Origin of the sequence: Planococcus dechangensis, assembly GCF_042654465.1 — a bacterium.
GTDB lineage: Bacteria > Bacillota > Bacilli > Bacillales_A > Planococcaceae > Planococcus > Planococcus dechangensis.
This window is the reverse complement of sequence record NZ_JBHSGL010000015.1, coordinates 105531-124259: the sequence shown is the minus strand read 5'-3', so window position 1 is coordinate 124259 and position 18729 is coordinate 105531. Positions and strand designations below refer to the sequence as shown.

Here is an 18729-nt window from a genome sequence, read left to right as displayed (position 1 = left end):
AACTCATGAAACGCTCAATCCTATTCGCATTACTCTTTCTTATCTTGCTAACAGGCTGCAACCAACAACCACAAATCACCGAACAACAGGCAATCAATATCATCGAACAACTCCACACCAATTCATTCGGAAACGCAGAGGTTCTTTCCATCGACTACAACTGGGGGCGCTATGAGGTCGAGTGGGAAAACGCCGACGATTGCCAATGGGGCATCGACCATGTCGACGGTGAGGACGGTAGCGTCACAATGAAACAAGCGTCGATCGCTAACAGATCGACGCTTGTTTTTGTGTAAGTGATTATTGGAGTTTATTGTCGAGCATGTCTACTAGCTCATCTTTGGAATCTGCCTGCATGACACTATAGGCATTCATACCATCTGGCCCCATCCATGCGGGGTCGGCGCCGTTTTCAAGGAGCAACTTGGCCATTTCGTAGTCTTCAAAGAGCATAGCTCTGACGAGAACGGTAGAGATATCGTCCGCCGAATTCGGATTGGCGCCCGCTTCGAGTAAGTACAATACAACATCCGTCTCCTCTGAATAAGTGGCGTACATCAACGCATTCTCCCCATCTGAATCCCGGGCATGAATATCTGCGCCGTTTGCGATGGCGTCTTGGACTGCTGCGAGGTCGCCCATCGATGCTGAGACCATGAGCGGTGTCTGTCCTTCAAACGGCAGCGTGCTTTCAAAACCGATTTGCGTATTCGGCCCGATCGGCAAAATTTGACTGGCGACGTAAGTCCCGCCCACCATTAGCAGCACCAATGCGCTATAGGCCACGCCGACCATGCCCAGGATGACGGTGGCGCTCAGTGCGACTTTGCCGTGATCCGGCTCATAGAGCATGGCGTTGCTATTGGCGAATTCTTCGATTGATTGAATACGCTTCGGCAAACGCGGATGTGGCGACAACACTTCGCTGAGCCAGACGGCGCCGTTGGATTCCGTGTGAATTTGTTCCAAATAGGCGTCTTCGTCTACGTCAAGATACGCTTTTTTGCCGACGCCGAGCAGCGTCAATGCGCGTTTCGCAGCTGTGGCGTTTTGCGTCGTGTAAACGGCGTGGCGGTCGCATGTATACTCGCACGACCGGCTATATGCGGAACTGAGAAACGGGATTAAGCGTGCCGGCAAGATCAAGAGGTTTTTCCAGATGTGGCGGCGTTTTATGTGAGCGAGTTCGTGGGCGATGAGAAAATCCAGTTCGTCCTGTCCTTGCTCGCGCGCCAGTTCGAACACTTCGGAAGACAACACGACCATGTCACGCCCGAGAAAGCGAGTGGCGAAAGCGTTGAGTGCGCCTTCGGATTGGATGACGAAAACGTCCGGCACTTTCTTCAAGCCCATCTGTTTCGCTAACACCTGCACACGCTCGTAGACATCCGGAAATTGACGCTCATGGATTTGGACGCCGCTGCCGCGGATCGAACCGAGCATCCGGATGTTGGCGAGCAACACCACAATAAAGAAAACCAACACAATGCCGACACCAATCAAAGAAGCTGCGGCTAATACGTAAATCGCCAAACTGAACAGTAAACTGATGACAAAATAAACGGTCTCTCTGTTTGATTGAATATCATTCTTTTTCATCATGAACTTCCTCCCCGTTATGCGCATCTGCCAAGTCCTTGCTAGAACAAAAGCGCCGACTGCGGACAATCGGCGCTTTTAGCATTCAGTAATAGAAATCAGTAACCTTGTTCGAGCATCTCGATAAATTCTTGTTCCGAATCAACGGCCATTTCGTCCATGGCGTTATAGCCGTCCGGACCTTCGAGTGTCGGGTCTGCGCCATTTTCTACTAACAGTTTGGCACTGTCGTACTCGCCGTACATGACAGCGGTCGCCAATACAGTAGAATAATCATCGACTGAGTTGACGTCCGCCCCAGCGTCAATCAAGGTATTGACAATGTCTACGTTGCCCGAGTACATGGCGTACATCAACGCGTCCGCTCCTTCGGCATCTTTGGCGTCGATGTCTTCGCCGTCAGCGAGCGCTTGTTCGACTCCGGCAAGGTCTCCTTCACCGGCAGCTTCCATCAGCGGCGTTTCGCCTTCTACTGCGTACATTTCGTCATAAAATGATTCTTCAAATCCGGTGAAAAACGATTCCGCAAAAGCCGCGCCTGCAGCGAACAAGGCAATGGTCGCAATATATGCGCCAAGCATGACACCCGCTAATAGCGAAGCGCCGAGTATGATGCGGCCGTTTTTCGGTTGGTAAAATGTCACGTCGCCATGTGCGAATTGCTCGATGGCTTGGATGCGCTTTGGCAGACGCGGATGCGTCGACAACACTTCACTCAACCAGACGATGGCGTTGGATTCCGTGGCGATTTGTTCGCGGTAGGCGTCTTCGTTCACTTCAAGATAGGTTTTCTTGCCGATGCCCAGCAGCGTCAATGCGCGTTTCGCGGCAGCGGCATTTTGGATTGTGTAAGCGGCGTGGCGGTCGCATGTGTATTCACACGAGCGGCTATACGCCGTGCTGAGAAACGGGATAAACCCGGCCGGCAAGATCAATAAGTTTTTCCACACGTGGCGGCGTTTTACATGCGCCAGTTCATGGGCGATGATGAAATCGAGCTCGTCTTGGCCTTGCTCGCGCGCCAGCTCAAACACTTCGGAATACAACACGACCATGTCGCGGCCGATAAAGCGCGTCGCGAACGCATTGAGCGCACCTTCGGATTGGATAACAAAAACGTCCGGCACTTTTTTCAATTCCATTTGCGCAGCTAAAGTTTGCACGCGCTCGTAGACGTCTGGAAATTGGCGTTCGTGGATCTTTACGCCGTTGCCGCGGATCGACCCGAGCATAATGACATTTGCGAATAAGATAAAGGCAAAAACAGTTAACGCGATGGCAATTCCGATGACTGATACGGCTGCCAGGATATAAATAAGAATGCTGAAAATCAGGCTAATAACAAAATACACGGTCTCTCGGTTGGATTGAATCTGGTTCTGGTTCATCATTTACTCCCTCTCAATTTGGAATATCTTACATATAATAGCACTTTGGTCACGAATAGAAAATAGCTTTTTTGAGTGCAGGAGAAATTATTTTTAGCGTGATTCTAATTTATTGTGCCGGCTTTTTTGCAGAACGAAAAAAACGCCGATCTTTTGAAGATCAGCGTTTTCGGATGAGTCATTTATGGGATTTCTGCCGCTTGCGCTTTAGCCAGACAATGAGCAAAATGTATAAAGCAGAAGCGATGATAGCGACGGGAATCATCCATAGCAAGTATTCGAAGTAGGAGATGCCGCTTCTTCGATAAACCGCTGTCCCGATCCAGGCGCCGAGAACCCCCAAAGGGAATATGAGCAAGGGATCTTTCTGCTTCGAGATGATTGGCTCTGTCAGAAATTCTTTGATCTCTGGCCAGCTCATATACGCTCACCTGCCTGCTGCTGTTTCTGGCGGCGCTTGTTCTGGACGATGGGCCGCAACACACCGAATAGAATGAACCCGGCAATCAACGAGCCAATAAAGAAGAACCAATCCGGCTCGCCCCCAAATATGTAACTCATTGCAAACGCGACGCCGCCGTATGATACTGCCCATAAAATTGCCGTTATGATGCGCTTCGCCATGCTCATGCTCCTTTCTACTTCTTTTGCTTGCCTTGAATTAGTTGATTTGTAGCTAGTTCACAAGTTCTTACCCGCTTGCTGTTTTTCTTTTATTCGTCTCTTTTCAATGCGCGGTAAAATCAACACCGAAATCAGGAATCCTGTTAGGAAAAAACTGAGCACCAAATTGAGCACGAATTGCCCTTCGACGATAAAACCAATGATGGCACCAATGACGCCATATAGGAGCATCAGCCCCAGAGTATTTCTCACACTTTTTTTCATTTCCATTGTCCTCCTAGCTGTTCTTACACTCTACCCTTAGCGAATCCCCGAAAACACTGTGTCATGAATCTGTTCCTCCAACTTCAAAAAATGGGGATTTATGCTAAACTGAACGCAATGAATAGAACATCATCTACGACTGACACCCGAACTAAGGTGGCTGTTTGGAATGGAATTCGCTGCGGCAGGATTTGTGTTGATCGTCTCGGTGTTGCTCGCCTATCAATTCAGCAAAGGCTACACCCGCAAGGAAAAGTACGTCATTTGGGGCGTCACAACAATGTTTATCATCGCGCCTGGCTTGTCCTGGCTCGTCAGTATGGGCTATGGCCTGCTGAAACAAAATGGCTGGGCAGGCGTGGCGTTGCTCGGGATTATGTTTCCGGTTACGTTTTCGATCGGTTTGGTGTTGTTTCTAATCGGCATTTTCAGCAAGAAAGACACGGTTCGCAGTATTTGATGCCCCATACAAAACATCCCACTCTAACTACTAGCCCTTATTTGCTAAGTATTTGGAGAAGCGTTCACTACATAAAGTGGAGTGGAAGCCAGCGACTCCTAAGGAAGCAGTGACAGAGCAAAGCGAGGGAGCGACACGAGCCGAAGACCCTGCAAACGACTGTGTCCTGGCAGCTAGCAACGCGACGTCCTGTCGCGCCAGCTGCATGACCCACATCCTGTGGGCCTGAAAGCGTCCGGCTGAAACGGAACGCAACTTCCTCTACAAAAAAACGCGCACAGCCCGTTGCTGTGCGCATTTTTGTTATGCATTTTCCTGTTTCAAACTCTCAATAATATTGTCATTCTTGATCTTCGCAATCGAGTACAGCATCGCCGCACCGACAATCAAGAAAATGACGACGATAACAAAGGCAACGCTTCCCCACGGGACGATGAATCCGTAATCGAAGGTCTGTCCGAGTGCGAAATGCATGGCAACCATCGCCGCGAAACTGATCGGCAAGCCGTACGCCAGTGCTTTGACGCCGTAGAACAGGCTTTCGTAGCGGATCATTTTATTGAAGCCTTTTGGTGTCATGCCGACCGAGCGCAGCATGGCGAATTCGCGTTTGCGCAGTTGAATGCTCGTCGAGATGGTGTTGAAGATGTTCGCGATGGAAATGAGCGAGATGAGCGTAATGAATCCATACGTGAACACTTGCATGAGCAAGACCAGTTGTTCTTCTTGCTGGCGCCGCTGGAAGACGTTCGAAATGTCGATCCCCGCTTCGTTGATTTCCAGAATCTCGGCTTCTGTTTTCATCGGGTCGCTTGTCGAAAGCGTGATGGACGGATACGTTTCCTCAGCGATAAAGCCGAGTTCATCGAGCGCATCCATCGGCACGATCAAATCCAAGTTGCCGAGATAGGAAGTGGAGACACCGGCTGGCGTTTCGTTCGTCAGTGCGGCGATTTCGACATTGGCGAGCACTTCCGGTTCGATCTCCTCGCCCATTTCATTAATGGAGCTGCCGAGAAGTTCTATCGTTTCGCCGGCCTCCACTTTGACGGTCTTTGATTCTTTGAGAGTCGCGGACATGCCGTCTTCATAGACCACTTCGTCAATGAGAATGGCACGCGGCGTTTCCTGGCCGAAACCGGCTGGATCGACACCGATTTGTTCCGCGTATTGCTTGAAGTTTTCACTGTCCATCGCATAAACCGACACGTAATAACGGTAGCGGTCGTCCACGAGCATCGTGTCGCCCCGTTCGATTTCTTCAAGTAACGCTTCCGGCAAGCGATCTTGTGCGATGTGTGCTTCGCCTGCTGCCTGACGCATCAAGCCGGCCTCAGTGACATCCGGAAGGCTTGCGTATTGCGCGAGGCTGTCTTCGTTCAGTTCGCCGCTATACAGTTGGATATCGTATTGCAGATCGCTTTGCGTCATGGCTAGCGAAGTTTTCAAGTTATTGGTGAAATAAGTCACCGACAAGAACAAGACGATCGAAATGACCAGTGAAAACACCGTCGCCAAATAGCGCTTGCGGTTGCGTTTCAAGTTTTTCAAGCCGATTTCCGCTTCTAAGCCAAACAGCTTGCGCACCCATTTCGAAGTCTTCACGGCTTTACCGGTCAGTTTGATGTCTTGCGTTTGGCGGATGGCGTCGATGGCGGAAATCTTCGATGCTTTTTGTGCCGGCACATAAGTCGAAATCAGAATCGTGAGTGCCGAGACGCCGATCGCCACGACGAGCATCATCGGGGTGACGACGACTTCCAGCTGCTGCTCGACATTGAGCGCCCCTTGTAAGAACGTATTGATGAACTGGAACGTCACCAAAATGCCGCCGAGACCTGCGAGTATGCCGAGCGGGATGCTGATGGCGCCGATGATGGCCCCTTCGAAAAACACCGAATTGCGTTTCTGCCGTTTCGTCGCCCCGACGCTTGCAAGCATGCCGAGGTGGCGCGCGCGTTCGGAAACACTGATGGCGAACGCGTTGTAGATGAGTGCCACCGAACCGATGACGACAATGCCCATAATGATGCCGGCGAGCGAGAACAAGGTCGTCCGCAAATTATCGTTCTGGGTCGCGCCGTATAGACGCAGGAGATCCGAATTGAAATCGACCGTGCCGATGCCTTGTTCTTTGGCGAATGCGTTGGCATCGGCGAATAGATCGTTGTTGATTTTCGAGGCGACGACATAACCGTCGAAGGTCTCTTCCGCCGCTGCGGTGGCCGTGTCGGTAAACCCGACCACGCTCACCATCGGCAGCCAGGACACTTCCCAGCCCGGCCGTTCGATGATGCCGACGATGTCGAAAGACTGCTCTTCTACATCGACCAATTCTTCGTTGATCGTATCGCCTTCGCCAAACTGAATAGGGTCATATTCCGAGAGCTTGCTGCCCTCAAGAGTGTGCATGCGTTCGCCGATGCCGGCAGTCAAAGTATCGCCGACTCCGTACGTCTCCTCGGAATTATTGTTCAAAGTTTCCGAGATGACCACTTCATTGGCGTTTTCAGGCAAGCGCCCTTCTGTGAGCGCAAGTGGGAAATGATCCATGCCTTGCGCTTCGAAGTTGCGAAAATAGAGATAGCGTTTGTTGTCATTTTTGGCGTTGTCGAAAGCGGCAAAGCCGTCGCTTGTGACGATGAGCTGTTCGGTGTTGTCATCTTGCGCGATTGCTTCGAGCTGCTGGGCGGTCGCGTCTTCGTACTGGATGTGCCATTCGCCGTTTTCTTCGATATCTTCCCGGATCAATAGATCGAGAAACGACACACCGAGCGTTGCGACCGCGGTGATCATGGCGACGGAAATGATGGCGCCGATAATGGTGACGAGCGAGCGCCGTTTGTTCTGCTTCAAGTGACGGACGGTGACTTTATTGACGATGTTCATGACCGGATGACCTCATCTTTGGCAATTTTGCCATCCTCGATCGAGATGACGCGGTCGGCTTGCAACGCGATGCGCTCATCGTGCGTGATGACGATTAAAGTCTGCTTGAAGGTTTTGTTGAACATCTTGAGGAGCTCCATGATTTCCTCGCTGTTTTTGCTGTCCAAGTTTCCGGTCGGCTCATCCGCGAGCATGATTGCGGGGTTGCTGACGAGCGCGCGACCGATCGACACACGCTGTTGCTGGCCGCCGGATAATTGGTTCGGCAAATGGTCGAGCCTTTTGTCGAGTCCGAGCGTATCGGTGATTTTACGGAATTGGTGTTTATCGACGCGTTGTTCGTCGAGCAGCATCGGCAAAGTGATGTTTTCCTCGACCGTCAAAATCGGGATCAAGTTGTAGAACTGGTAGATCAAGCCGATTTGGCGGCGGCGGAAAATCGCCAGCTGCGTTTCGTCTAAATGGTAGATGTCGGTGCCGTCAATTGACACATTGCCGCTACTCGGGCGGTCGACGCCGCCGAGCAAGTGGAGCAAAGTCGATTTTCCGGAACCCGATGGCCCGATGATGCAGATGAACTCGCCTTTGTTGACGCTAAATGACACGTCGTCAAGTGCGGTGACGGCCATTTCGTCCTTGCCGTATACTTTTGATAAGTTTTTTACTTCCATGATTGTCATGAGTGTACCCTCCGTTTGGTTACTGTCTGACTTTACTATAACGGCGCATGATGACTGCCCGGTGACTCTTAGGTGACAGTCTAGTCACTTAAGGAATTTTGCCGCTCGGCGTTGCATTGGATTTGGATATTTAATTCCATTTATCTATGTACATGTTATACTAAGACCATCTTATATGGGTTTGGATTTGTGAAATACTTTGCCAAAAGAGGAGGTCTTTCAGGTGGACTTATTGCTTTGGGTGACGATCGGGTTCATTAGCATAGGGTTTGTGGTGCTTATTTCGATGAAGAAAGGCATGGAAAACAAGCTCGCTTTCATTACCGAAAACGGGGAAAGCGAGGAAAGCTCCAAGGATGCCAAGTCGATGGTTCGGTGGATTTACGGTGTGACGCTTTGGGGAGTCATCAGCATGGCGCTCGTCGTTTGGTCGTTCCATCATTATTCAGGATGAATTGAATTATGCATAGCAGCAATTCCGTTGAGGCGGAGTTGCTGTTTTTTCATTCCACAGAAAAAAGCAGGCGCTAGATCACCTGCTTGTAGAATTTGATATGGAAACGGGTGCCTTCACCCGGTGTGCTTGCGACTTCGATATCGCCGCTTTGGCTCGTGATGATGCTATAGGCCATCGCGAGGCCGATGCCTACCGAGTCGTCTCCGGCGTTTTCGCCTTTATAAAAGCGCTTGAAAATATATGGCATATCTTTTCTGGAAATGCCGCTGCCGTTGTCTTCGATGTGGATGTCGGTGTACAGCGCGTTTTCGCCGTAACGGATGGTCAAGCCTCCGCCCTCACCGGTATGTTCGACGCAGTTTTTCAAAATATTGATGAGTGCTTCGGCTGTCCAATTGAAATCCCCTGTAAACGTCGCGTCTTGATCGCCTTCAATGTGAAGCTCCTGCATTTTGATGTCCATCGGAATGAGCAGCGGTTCGATTGCTTTGTCGATGAGCGAGCGGACGGACACCCGGTCTTGTTTGAAATAAATCGTGCCGGCGTCGATTTTCGACAGTTTCAAGAGCGACGACACGAGCCAGTCCATGCGCTCGAGTTGTGTGTGGAGATTGCGGATGAATTCACTGCGTTTCGCATCACTCAACTCGCTGTCGCGAAGCAGATCCGCCATGACCATCATTGAGGTGAGCGGCGTTTTTAATTGATGGGAGATATCCGAAATGGCGTTCGTCAGTTTGCCTTTGTCTTCACTAAGCAGCGCACCGTGTTCCGACAGCATCTTCGTCACTTTGTAGATTTGGGTTTTGAGGAGGCTCAACTCGCCTTCCCGGTTGTCGCGCACATCGAGCTGGAAATCGCCGCTGCTGATTTTTTGCAGGAAGCCGGACAAACGCTCGATTTCCCGGTAGCGCCACCAGGTGAAAGCAATGGCTGTGGCACTGAGCAGTAGCGATACGCCGAGCACGAACCACGCGGCCGTAGTGGAAACGAAAATCGTTGAGAGAATCGTGCCGAGTGCGCTGATCGAGATGAGTATGACGAGCAACAAGCGGATTTCACGGTTGCGCAGCATCGTCACTCACCCGCCTTATAGCCCATGCCGCGGACCGTTTTGATGAGTTCCGGGCGCACCGGATCGTCTTCTAATTTCTCGCGCAACCGTTTGATATAGACGGTCAAGGTGTTGTCGTTGACGAAATCGCCGCCGACGTCCCAGATGCGGTCGAGCAATTGAGCTCTCGTCAGCACTTGGCCTAAGTGATTGGCGAAAATGAGCAACAGGCGGTATTCAAGCGCTGTGAGGAGAATTTCAGTGCCCGCTTTATGGACTTTCCCGTCGGATGTATTGATGTGTACGTCTCCGAGTTCGACGACCGTTTTCGGCTGGGTCTGGCGCTGGTAGCGGCGCAGCACGGAATTGATGCGCGACAGCAGTTCACGCACGCGGAACGGCTTGGTGATGTAATCGTCCGCTCCCATGTCGAGCCCCATGACGACATTCACTTCGTCATCAAACGCCGTCAGGAAAATGACCGGGATGTCGCGTTTCTTTTTCACCAGCGCACATAAGTCATAGCCGCTGCCGTCTGGCAAGGACAGATCGAATAAGCAGAGATCGATTGTGCCGAGCTGTTGCTCGATCGCCGCCGTGGCGTCTTTGGCGGTATGACAGAGTAAGGTCGTAAAGCCTTCTTGTTCGAGAGAATATGTCAGGCCGGAAGCGATGGTCCGGTCGTCTTCGACTACGAGTATGTTCATCTGTATTCCCCTATCTTTTTTGAAATGAAAAAAGCCTGTACCGGTAGATTTGTTATCATCTACGATACAGGCTTTCGGTTTCATTGACTAGTTATTACAGATGACTCAAACGAAAAAGAAAGCTCCTCCAGTAAGTAGTGAAGGCAAAATGAAAATCAAAAACAAGCCTGAAAATGTATACAGCATATACTTGCTTCTGTCATGGCCCAGCCTTAATTCCCAAATGCCAAGTGTCACCAGATAAATGCCTACAAGCATGATGATTAACGAAAAGATGATTGCTAAGTCCATGTCGTTTCGCTCCCCGTTCTGATAGTATAGTTGAACCGCTGTTAGAGACTCTTGTTTCATTGTTCTTCATTTTCTTGTTCATCTTGCATGAGGAAATACGTAATCCCGATAGTCATGAAGACGATGCCCAATATCGGCGCTTGGTCACTAGTCAGGCTGATGACCCAAAAAACAACGCTCATGATGAGAAAGGTTATTCCGATACTCTTCATCGTCACACCCCTTTTTTGTTGGATTCGATGCTACTCGCTATTGTGTTATTCTACGCTTGGACTTGGAAAAAGTTTCATGTCGCACAAGAGGTCTGACGTCCGTCGAATTTAAGCTTGCACTTCGTAAACTCCTGTAGTAAGCTATTTGAAAAGCAATATCTATATGTATTACCCTCTGTATAACCTTAAGAATACGGCTTAAGGGTCTCTACCAGGAACCGCAAAATCCTGATTACAGAAAGCGAATCTTTCGTTTTCTGTAATCAGGATTTTTTTGTTTTCTGAGATTTTTGCTAAAGGCTTTCTAATCTAGACGGTCGTTTCTAAGTGGAATCTCCTCTTCAGCCGACATTCCGCAAAACCGCTGCGAAACCCTTGCTCCCACATTTACTGCGTAAATGCGTCGCAAATGAATTAGCTCAGCTAACCCTTCGCTAATTCATTTCCTGCGGGCGAGCGCCAAGCCTCCTCAGAAGCTTCGCTTCTTCCGGGGTCTCGGCTGTCTCGCTTTCCCGCGGGAGTCTCCGCAGTTTTGCTCCATATCTTATTCGCTAATAGCTATAGTGATCAAATCGACTCCATAGCAAGCATTCATTAAAAATGTATTTCACCAGTTAAAGTTTTATAAACGAAAGGAAGCGTATTGTTATGAATTTGAAAGTGTATATTTTAGCCCTCGCGACGGTTGCGGTCGGGCTTGTGGAATTGATCGTTGGCGGCATCTTGCCGACCATCGCCGAAGAATTTGGGGTCTCGTTAAGCGCAGCCGGTCAATTGATCACGTTGTTCGCCTTGATTTACGCAATCGCCGGGCCGGTCTTATTGGTAGCGACCAGCCGGTTTGAACGTAAGAAAGTATATTTGATTTCCTTGTTCATCTTTTTCCTCGGCAATATCATGACCTTCTTCAGCCCTGACTTCACGTGGATGGTCATCGCGCGCATCATTACGGCCGCGAGCACGGCACTCATTGTCGTGTTGTCCTTGACAATCGCTGCAAAAATCGTTGAGCCGCCTTACCGCGCGAAAGCAATCGGCCTGATCTTTATGGGCATCAGTTCGTCGCTCGTGCTCGGCGTGCCGCTTGGCATTTTGATCGCCGATGCATTCGGCTGGCGCGTCATCTTCCTCGCCATCGCCGCGTTGTCGGTCGGGTCGATGATCTTGATCGCGCTCTATATCCAGCCGATTCCAGGAGGCACACCGGTACCGCTCAAGCAGCAAGTCAAAGCGGTGGCCAGTTCCAAAATCGGTACGGCGCATCTGGCGACGATGTTTATGCTGGCGGGACATTATACGGTATACGCGTATTTCACGCCGTTTCTTGAGACGACCATGCAACTCAATCCTTTCTGGGTCAGCCTGTGTTACCTCATCTTCGGCATCGCGGCAGTGAGCGGCGGTGCAATCGGCGGCACGATGTCGGATGCGATCGGTTCGAAAAAAAGCATCGTGATCGTCATCTCGGCGTTTGCAACCGCTTTGTTCTTGCTGCCGTTTACGACCTTCTCACTGTTCGTATTCTTGCCGGTCATGGTCGTTTGGGCCGCGCTCAGCTGGGCACTCGCCCCACCGCAGCAAAGCTATTTGATCGAAACAGATCCCGAAACGTCCGATATCCAGCAAAGCTTCAATAACTCTGCGCTGCAAGTCGGTATCGCGCTAGGCTCCGCAATTGGTGGCTTCACTTTGACGCAAACCGGTTCGGTCACGAGCACTGCCTGGGTCGGCGCAGCCGTCGCACTCATCGCACTCGGCTGCGCAGTGTTCTCACTGACACGGCCGGTGATCTCGCGCAGCGTCCGTGGTTATAAAAACTCAGAAAGCCTGTAATGAAATAACGTATAGAACTCCTGTGGACAAACAAGCAGCTGCTATAGTAAATAAACTTTATTGACACAGATGACTTTTTTAATAACTTCACATACTAGATGATGGGAGTGGAAGCGGCGAACGAATGTGCGAAGTGAAACTGAGCACATTCGTTTGCGACGCATCTGCCTAGCAGATGTGGGAGCAACGTCCTTAAATTGACGCTTAAACGCAATAGTATAGCGAACTCCTATGGACAAGAAAGCGTCCGCTGAAATGGACATCATCCATCACTATAAAAACACAAAAGAGCTATCCCGAAATGTCATTTTCCATGACTTTCTGGGACAGCTCTTTTCCTATTCACGGAATCCCGCTTCACTCATCACTCTTACGTACGGCCCTTCCGGCAAAGCTTCTTCAAGACTGCGGATCAACTCCAGCAAATCGCGCGTGAACGCTTCGTACTCTTCAGGCGGCGATACGGCTTTCAATAGCTTGATGAGCGACGCCGTCGTGCCGTTTGTGACACTGCCCTTGTCTTGATGCAGTTCGCTTTCTAGTCTCGAAAGCTCGAGCGGCGAGCGCAAGCGGAACGGATACAGCACTTCTTCGTGCGCCGCCTTGTTGCGGAACGGGAACGCGATCGACAAGATCTCATCGAGTTCCTTGGCGCTCAATGAAATGCCGTGCACGCCGGTATCGTCGGCAAAATCCTGTGCGATACGCGCGCGTAAGTCTTGGTCGATGACCGTGTAGAAATTGGTGATCTGGCCGAGCGACAGGAAATTGACCAGCACCCATAGCGGCAAGTTCTTATGCTTCTCGTAAAACTCACGGAGTTCCGGATAGCGCACGCGGTGGCGCTTTTTATGGCTTTCGATCAAATTGTTCAAGGTCGCCGTGATGCGGTCGCGTTCGTGGAAATGCGCTTTGTCCGCACTATAGTTGGCGCTTTCCAAAAAGCTGTCGACGTCCGGAAAGCGTTCGGAAAAACGGTATGCCAGCTTGGACTTGATGCTGCGTTCGAACTTCAGCAATTCCCCGAGCACAAGCATGCGCAGCTTACGGTCGAATTGATAAAGCGCCAGAATGTGGCCGAAGCGGCTGCCCTGTTCGTACAGCTCTTCGCCGTATGGATTTTTCAGTTCGTCCCGTTCAAGGAATGGCTCTTTATAGCCGTCGATTAGCGCGTAATAATTGTCGCGCGACAAGACGCGTTTCGCCGCCGCCTCATCGTCGATAAGGAGTCCGCGGCTTTTTAAAATAGCGAGCTGCTCGTCGTGGGTCGCAAAACTTTTCATGTCCACATCTCCCCGTTTAGTCATTGCCGAATAACCGGTCGACGACGCCTGAGACATTGCTTTCGTCTTCCATCATGACCGCAATCGACATATTGCCGTCATTCGGGTCATACCCGGCGAACCAGCCCATATCCTCGCCGTCTACCGGCAGCGTTGCCGTTTTCCCGGCATAGCCATGGCCGTTTTCTGCCCCGTCTTCAACGAGAATGCTGCGCATCAATTCCGCTTGTGCTGCAGTGACGAGGTCTTGTTTCAAGGTTTCATGCTCAGCGTCTGTGAACAGGAGCGGTTTTTTCATTTCACCGTCCGCTAAAAACGTGCCGTACAAAAGTGCGGTGTGCAGCACGTTCATCCGCACTTGGCCTTCGCCGTTTGCGGCACTGGCAAGCTGGCCTTCCGATCCGAACTCGCCGTTTTCGGAAATGCGCGACGCGCTAAGCGGCAGCGGGTAATCGAACGACTGGCCGAAGCCAAGCTCGCTCAAGCCTTCGCGGAACGAATCATCCGGCATATTGGTCGCTTGGATGGCGAAATAAATGCTGTCTGAATGGACGACCGCTTTTTCCAAGTCGATCGGATTGCTGACGCCGGGGTTCGGTCGCGTGATGCGGAAATCATTCCACGATGGGAACTTCTGCCACGTCTCACCGGTAATGTCGATGCCTTCGCTCGGGTCAAGCGTGCCTTGCTTCACGGCAGCGGCTGCCGTGATCGGCTGCATGATATGTGACGGCGGATAGGCCGCAGCGGAGCGGTTAAAGAACGGCTCGCCCGGGTCGTCCGCCAGTGCACGGTAGACGCTGTCTTTAATGCCCGGAATAAAATCGTTCGGGTTGAAGCTTGGTGAACTGACCAATACATGCGTCTCGCCGGTATAAGGGTCGATTGCCGCGGCAGTGCCCGGCTCGCCCCCCATTTCACGGTATACTTGTCGCTGCAGGTCGGCATCGATCGTCAGCGCAATCGTCTCTCCTGCTGCAGCTGAATTGTCGATGGCGGTGATCGTTTCATTGACACTCGTTTTCTCGATAAAGATTTTGCCGCCGCGGTCGCCGCGCAACTCGCTTTCGAATAACGCTTCCAAACCTTCACGGCCAATGACAGCGTCCGGGCTATAGCCTTGGCCGCTGCGTTCTTCGAGTTGCTCGGCGGTAATCGATGCGATATAGCCGGTCAAATGCGCCAGCGATTCGCCGTACGGATATTCGCGCATTGTCACTTTGGTCCGTTTCGTGCCAGGAATCGCGAACAGCCGGTTGAGCGTGTCGCGGTCCGGGCGGATGGTTCCGAGCGGCACGTAATAATGCGGCTGGACCCATGGCTTGTCGAGTTCTGCGTCAATTTCTTCAGGCGTCAAATCGAGCAAGCCCGCGAGCCGCTCGGTTTGGTTTTGGCGGTCGAAATTGCCCGGCACGACGCCGATTTCATACGCTTCCGCATTGCCGGCGACGACGCGGCCGTTGCGGTCGACGATTTCACCGCGTTCGGTGTCGCTGATTTGGACGGAAATGTTATCGCCTTTTGACAAGTTCGGCAAGATGAACGATGGGTCCCATTCCGCGAACCATTGGCCTTCGCCGTCGATTTCTTCGTAAACGAAACTCATCGTGTTGTCGAAGGCCACTTCGCCCACGACGCTATCCATTGTGATGGTGAACGGAAAATCCGCCGGCTGTTCTCTTGGCCACTCTTCGCTTGCCGGTGCCCAATCGATTTGGCGGTTCGACAGCGCCAATTGCTCCTCAAGCTGTTCTTGCCAGTCGATGAACGTTTCCTCGCCGTATGCTTGTTGTGCCCGCTCTGTCAGAAATTCTTCGTACAGCGTTTCGTATTCGCCCGCTTGCCACAGCTCGACAAATTGCTCTGCTCGCGGCTCAGGCGACGCCACTTGTTGTTGCGTTTGCGGCTCTTCCGGCACCGCCGGCTCTGCTTCCTCTTCCGTACAACCGGCGAGCATGACGACCCCGAATCCGGCTATCCACAGCTTCCCTTTCCCCATAATGCATCCCTCCGTCTCAATCACCTTTTCTATCATCTTACCCTTAAACGGCTGCCTTCAATACGGAAATTTCATTCCAATTGAAACAAATCGCTGTCTTTTCCGTATACTTGATAGTAGAAAAGGAGGGCGCTTTATGTTCACCGAAATGAAATCGCGTTATTTGATTCTTTTTTCCATACTGGGCGTCATCGCGACTGCGCTCATCTTCACCTTGATCGGGGCCGACACGGTCACAATGGAAATCGCGGTGCAGCTTGCCTTTTATATTGTCGTGCCGTACTTTTTCTTTCATTATTATTGGACCCAAAATCCCGACTGGTCGTTCAGCGAAGTGATCACCACCAAAGGCGTCAAAACGTGGCTTCCCGGCATCGCCGGCATGGTCCTCGTGTCGATCGCGTTTTCACTGACGATGTTTTGGCTTCAGCTGGCCATCCTGTATCCGGTGTTCCCGTGGTTTGCGGAACTATTGCTCGAACCGGGTGAGATGCCGGGCGGGCTCGGCTATGAATTGTTCATGCTATTGACCCTCGTCGTGCTCGCGCCGGTCGTCGAAGAGTTCGTGTTCCGCGGCGTATTCTTGACGCGCTTTGCGGCGAAGACTTCGATGTGGGGCGGGATTTTGCTGTCGAGCTTGTTGTTCGGTTTGTTGCATCTCGACTTTGTCGGTTCGTTTTTGTTCGGTATCATCGCATCGCTCCTGTATTTGCGCACCGGCAATTTGCTGTTGCCGATTTTGTTCCACATGTTCAATAACGCCCTTGCCGCTTTGTCGGTGTATGTGCCGATCGGCTGGTTTGCTGCCATTGACTGGTTCCTCGTATCGAGCACAGCGGATATCCAAAGCAAAGCATTGGCCAATGTCATCGTGCTGATCATCAGTGCGCTGCTGACGGCGTGGATCATTTACCGGCTCGCTAAAGGGCTGGGCGAAAAAATGGCCGAGCGCACAAGGGATGTGCCGGTCGCTGATCAGGATTTCCGCTAACGCCCAAATTGTCGATGATCTGTCACGTCCCGTTCATATGCAGTTTATATTGACGCGTTATGATGAACATACGATCAACCGGGCATGCAGTTTTTGTTATGCTGCCCCAAGCTATAGGAGGATTTTCATGAACAGCACAACAGAAAAGAAATTCAACAACAAGCTCGAGAAAAAATGGAGTTTGCGCCTCATTCAAGTAGCGGCCATCTTCGGTTTTATCGGCACGTACATGGGCTCGCAAATGGCCGGCACGATGGACTACGCCTTACGCCCGATCCACGCACATATCCTGCTCGTCGGCTGGCTATCGGTATTCGCCTGGGGCATTTTCTACCGTTTGTATACGATCAAATACAAAAAGCTCGTCACGGCACACGGCATTCTGTCACTCGTCGGCGCCATAGGCTTAACGACGGGCATGTGGTTTTATAATTTAAACCCGTTCAATATGAATGACACATTCGTCCTCATTTACTTTATCGTCGGCGGCTCGATCTTGCTCATTGCGTTCGCCTTGTTTGCGGTCATTACGTTCTTCACGGAAAAAGATTATTGATGGAAATGTCTGGTTTAAAATCCAGGCATTTTTTCATTTCCCAGCGATGATGTAAATGCCGTATAATGGAAACATCGTTTAACGGAAGGGGAAATTGTATGACCCTAAAAAATATCATTCAAAAGCGCATGCTCGTGCTGATTGGCCTGATAGTGGCGGCCGTCTTGATCATCGCACTCGTGCAAACTTCAGATAGCGCCGAATCGGCTGAACTAGCGGTGACGGAGAGCCACGACAATATCACCTTAACGCCGGTGTACGAGTTGAACGGAAAAGCGCTGTTTTTCTTTATGCGTGGCAGCAGCGGCTTCGGGGCTGCAACAGCGACCGAAAACTGGTCTGGCTGGCGCTTGGAAACCAAAAGCGAAAGCTCGATTCCCTCGCTCAATGACCCGGATCGCATCGACAGCTATATGAGCAACGGCGACGGATTTATCTACGGCTTGTTCGACCCTTCGAATGACCGAAGCGTCCAAATCGGCGGCATGCCTGCCGATCAATTGCTGCTCGATGAACGCTTCCCGGAAGACATATTGGCAGAAGCCGGACTTACTGGCAAAGCGGTTTGGTTCACCGAAAACGCACCGGAAAACCGCCCGCTCCAACTGCAGCTGCTGGACGGAAACGGGCAGGAATTGCATTTACTGGAGATGTATTAATAAGAAAAAAGCCGTCAACTTGCAGATTTCCACTGCGGTTGACGGCTTTTTCATTCACTTTTCACGCTTTCTGTTTTTCCGATTGAGAAGCCTTCGAACAGACGGCCGCCGAATGGTTGTAAAATCCGGTCGACAAATGCGATGACGGGCTCGGTTTCGTCGTTTTTATAAAAGCGGTCGAACACGTCGACAAATTCATCGGCGAGTTGTTGGTCGTGTTCTTGCAGCGAGCGGATGACCCATTTGGACGAACCGATCCACTTCTGTTCGGTGCGCAAGATGAATTCACTCACCAAATCAGAAAGGGCATTGACGCAAAACATGCGCTCTCTCCGGTCTTCGCTGCCGCGCAAGTCATCCAGCACGTCGGTGATAAAATAGCGCTTCGTGCGGATCGTATCCTCCGTCCATTGTTGCGGCCCTGCTTCAAGCAGCGCTTTTGCTTCTAGTTGGATGTCTTCCATGATGCCGGTATCTTTTATGATGATTCCTTCACTGACCATGCGCGGCATGCTTGGTTTAGCGGCTTTCCGGTCATTTTCGAAAAAATGCTTGTATGAGTGTAAATTATAGACGAACACTTCGATTGGCCATCCGAATGCGACGATTGATTCGCGGTATGAATGCAATAGCGTTTCATCAAAGACGACGATATCCAAATCCGACGTGGCGGTTTCCTGCCCCCGCACGACACTTCCTGCAAGCAAGGCGCCCCGGCAATGGCGGAAATTAGTTTTGACAAATACGGTTGCCGCGTGGATCGGCTCTAAACGTTGTTTCATT

21 protein-coding genes and 1 riboswitch are annotated in these 18729 nt (G+C 51.2%); of the genes, 7 read left to right on the top strand and 14 right to left on the bottom strand.

What is annotated here, in order from left to right; genetic code table 11:
* The first annotated feature begins 5 nt into the window (after positions 1 to 5).
* Positions 6 to 296, top strand: coding sequence for a lipoprotein (locus tag ACFO5U_RS15005; RefSeq protein ID WP_377279891.1), 291 nt, complete (start codon positions 6 to 8; stop codon positions 294 to 296).
* A gap of 4 nt (positions 297 to 300) precedes the next feature.
* Here the strand turns inward: ACFO5U_RS15005 and ACFO5U_RS15000 are convergent, their stop codons facing one another.
* The 5 genes from ACFO5U_RS15000 to ACFO5U_RS14980 all read right to left on the bottom strand — a co-directional run bounded on the left by ACFO5U_RS15000 (position 301) and on the right by ACFO5U_RS14980 (position 3875).
* A complete protein-coding gene (locus tag ACFO5U_RS15000; RefSeq protein WP_377279890.1) occupies positions 301 to 1602 on the bottom strand; it encodes a M48 family metallopeptidase in 1302 nt (433 codons plus the stop codon).
* A gap of 95 nt (positions 1603 to 1697) precedes the next feature.
* A complete protein-coding gene (locus ACFO5U_RS14995) occupies positions 1698 to 2990 on the bottom strand; it encodes a M48 family metallopeptidase (RefSeq protein ID WP_377279889.1) in 1293 nt (430 codons plus the stop codon).
* A 175-nt stretch (positions 2991 to 3165) separates the two neighbouring features.
* Positions 3166 to 3408, bottom strand: coding sequence for a hypothetical protein (locus tag ACFO5U_RS14990; protein ID WP_377279888.1), 243 nt, complete (start codon positions 3406 to 3408; stop codon positions 3166 to 3168).
* Entirely contained in the window at positions 3405 to 3611 is a 207-nt protein-coding gene (locus ACFO5U_RS14985) for a hypothetical protein (RefSeq protein ID WP_377279887.1), read from the bottom strand. Before ACFO5U_RS14985 ends, ACFO5U_RS14990 begins: the two co-directional genes overlap by 4 nt.
* A 57-nt stretch (positions 3612 to 3668) precedes the next feature.
* Entirely contained in the window at positions 3669 to 3875 is a 207-nt protein-coding gene (locus ACFO5U_RS14980) for a hypothetical protein (protein ID WP_377279886.1), read from the bottom strand.
* Positions 3876 to 4044: 169 nt separating this feature from the next.
* Here ACFO5U_RS14980 and ACFO5U_RS14975 point away from each other — a divergent pair, with 169 nt between their 5' ends.
* Positions 4045 to 4335 (top strand): hypothetical protein, encoded by a 291-nt coding sequence (locus ACFO5U_RS14975; protein ID WP_377279885.1) that lies wholly within the window; start codon positions 4045 to 4047, stop codon positions 4333 to 4335.
* A gap of 303 nt (positions 4336 to 4638) precedes the next feature.
* Here the strand turns inward: ACFO5U_RS14975 and ACFO5U_RS14970 are convergent, their stop codons facing one another.
* Complete coding sequence (locus ACFO5U_RS14970; protein WP_377279884.1) at positions 4639 to 7224, bottom strand: ABC transporter permease; 2586 nt, start codon at positions 7222 to 7224, stop codon at positions 4639 to 4641.
* Positions 7221 to 7904, bottom strand: coding sequence for an ABC transporter ATP-binding protein (locus ACFO5U_RS14965; protein ID WP_377279883.1), 684 nt, complete (start codon positions 7902 to 7904; stop codon positions 7221 to 7223). The genes ACFO5U_RS14970 and ACFO5U_RS14965 overlap by 4 nt, the downstream gene beginning before the upstream one ends.
* Positions 7905 to 8127: 223 nt before the next feature.
* Here ACFO5U_RS14965 and ACFO5U_RS14960 point away from each other — a divergent pair, with 223 nt between their 5' ends.
* Positions 8128 to 8358, top strand: coding sequence for a hypothetical protein (locus ACFO5U_RS14960; protein ID WP_377279882.1), 231 nt, complete (start codon positions 8128 to 8130; stop codon positions 8356 to 8358).
* Between the two features lie 73 nt (positions 8359 to 8431).
* On the opposite strand, the gene ACFO5U_RS14955 is transcribed toward ACFO5U_RS14960, so the two are convergent.
* The 4 genes from ACFO5U_RS14955 to ACFO5U_RS14940 form a co-directional block, all read right to left on the bottom strand.
* Positions 8432 to 9436, bottom strand: a complete 1005-nt coding sequence (locus ACFO5U_RS14955; protein WP_377279881.1) for a sensor histidine kinase — start codon at positions 9434 to 9436, stop codon at positions 8432 to 8434.
* 2 nt (positions 9437 to 9438) lie between these two features.
* Positions 9439 to 10122, bottom strand: coding sequence for a response regulator transcription factor (locus ACFO5U_RS14950; protein ID WP_377279880.1), 684 nt, complete (start codon positions 10120 to 10122; stop codon positions 9439 to 9441).
* Between the two features lie 105 nt (positions 10123 to 10227).
* Complete coding sequence (locus ACFO5U_RS14945) at positions 10228 to 10413, bottom strand: hypothetical protein (protein WP_377279879.1); 186 nt, start codon at positions 10411 to 10413, stop codon at positions 10228 to 10230.
* Positions 10414 to 10469: 56 nt separating this feature from the next.
* Positions 10470 to 10625, bottom strand: a complete 156-nt coding sequence (locus ACFO5U_RS14940) for a hypothetical protein (RefSeq protein WP_377279878.1) — start codon at positions 10623 to 10625, stop codon at positions 10470 to 10472.
* 155 nt (positions 10626 to 10780) lie between these two features.
* Positions 10781 to 10880: riboswitch (purine riboswitch) on the top strand.
* Positions 10881 to 11273: 393 nt separating this feature from the next.
* Here ACFO5U_RS14940 and ACFO5U_RS14935 point away from each other — a divergent pair.
* Entirely contained in the window at positions 11274 to 12458 is a 1185-nt protein-coding gene (locus tag ACFO5U_RS14935; protein WP_377279877.1) for an MFS transporter, read from the top strand.
* Positions 12459 to 12796: 338 nt separating this feature from the next.
* Here the strand turns inward: ACFO5U_RS14935 and ACFO5U_RS14930 are convergent, their stop codons facing one another.
* Both ACFO5U_RS14930 and ACFO5U_RS14925 read right to left on the bottom strand, forming a co-directional pair.
* Positions 12797 to 13741, bottom strand: coding sequence for an Abi family protein (locus ACFO5U_RS14930; protein WP_377279876.1), 945 nt, complete (start codon positions 13739 to 13741; stop codon positions 12797 to 12799).
* 16 nt (positions 13742 to 13757) lie between these two features.
* Entirely contained in the window at positions 13758 to 15740 is a 1983-nt protein-coding gene (locus ACFO5U_RS14925) for a penicillin-binding transpeptidase domain-containing protein (RefSeq protein WP_377279875.1), read from the bottom strand.
* Between the two features lie 136 nt (positions 15741 to 15876).
* Between ACFO5U_RS14925 and ACFO5U_RS14920 the strand changes: the two genes are divergently transcribed.
* The 3 genes from ACFO5U_RS14920 (at position 15877) to ACFO5U_RS14910 (ending at position 17946) form a co-directional block, all read left to right on the top strand.
* Positions 15877 to 16731 carry a CPBP family intramembrane glutamic endopeptidase gene (locus tag ACFO5U_RS14920; RefSeq protein ID WP_377279874.1) on the top strand — a complete coding sequence of 285 codons (855 nt, stop codon included), beginning with the start codon at positions 15877 to 15879 and terminating at the stop codon, positions 16729 to 16731.
* A 127-nt stretch (positions 16732 to 16858) separates the two neighbouring features.
* On the top strand, positions 16859 to 17287 hold the full coding sequence (locus ACFO5U_RS14915) for a hypothetical protein (protein WP_377279873.1): 429 nt from the start codon (positions 16859 to 16861) through the stop codon (positions 17285 to 17287).
* A gap of 98 nt (positions 17288 to 17385) precedes the next feature.
* Positions 17386 to 17946: a hypothetical protein gene (locus ACFO5U_RS14910; protein ID WP_377279872.1), complete on the top strand. Its 561-nt coding sequence runs from the start codon at positions 17386 to 17388 to the stop codon at positions 17944 to 17946.
* Positions 17947 to 17996: 50 nt separating this feature from the next.
* Here the strand turns inward: ACFO5U_RS14910 and ACFO5U_RS14905 are convergent, their stop codons facing one another.
* On the bottom strand, positions 17997 to 18728 hold the full coding sequence (locus tag ACFO5U_RS14905; RefSeq protein ID WP_377279871.1) for a nucleotidyltransferase domain-containing protein: 732 nt from the start codon (positions 18726 to 18728) through the stop codon (positions 17997 to 17999).
* Between the last annotated feature and the right edge of the window lies 1 nt (position 18729).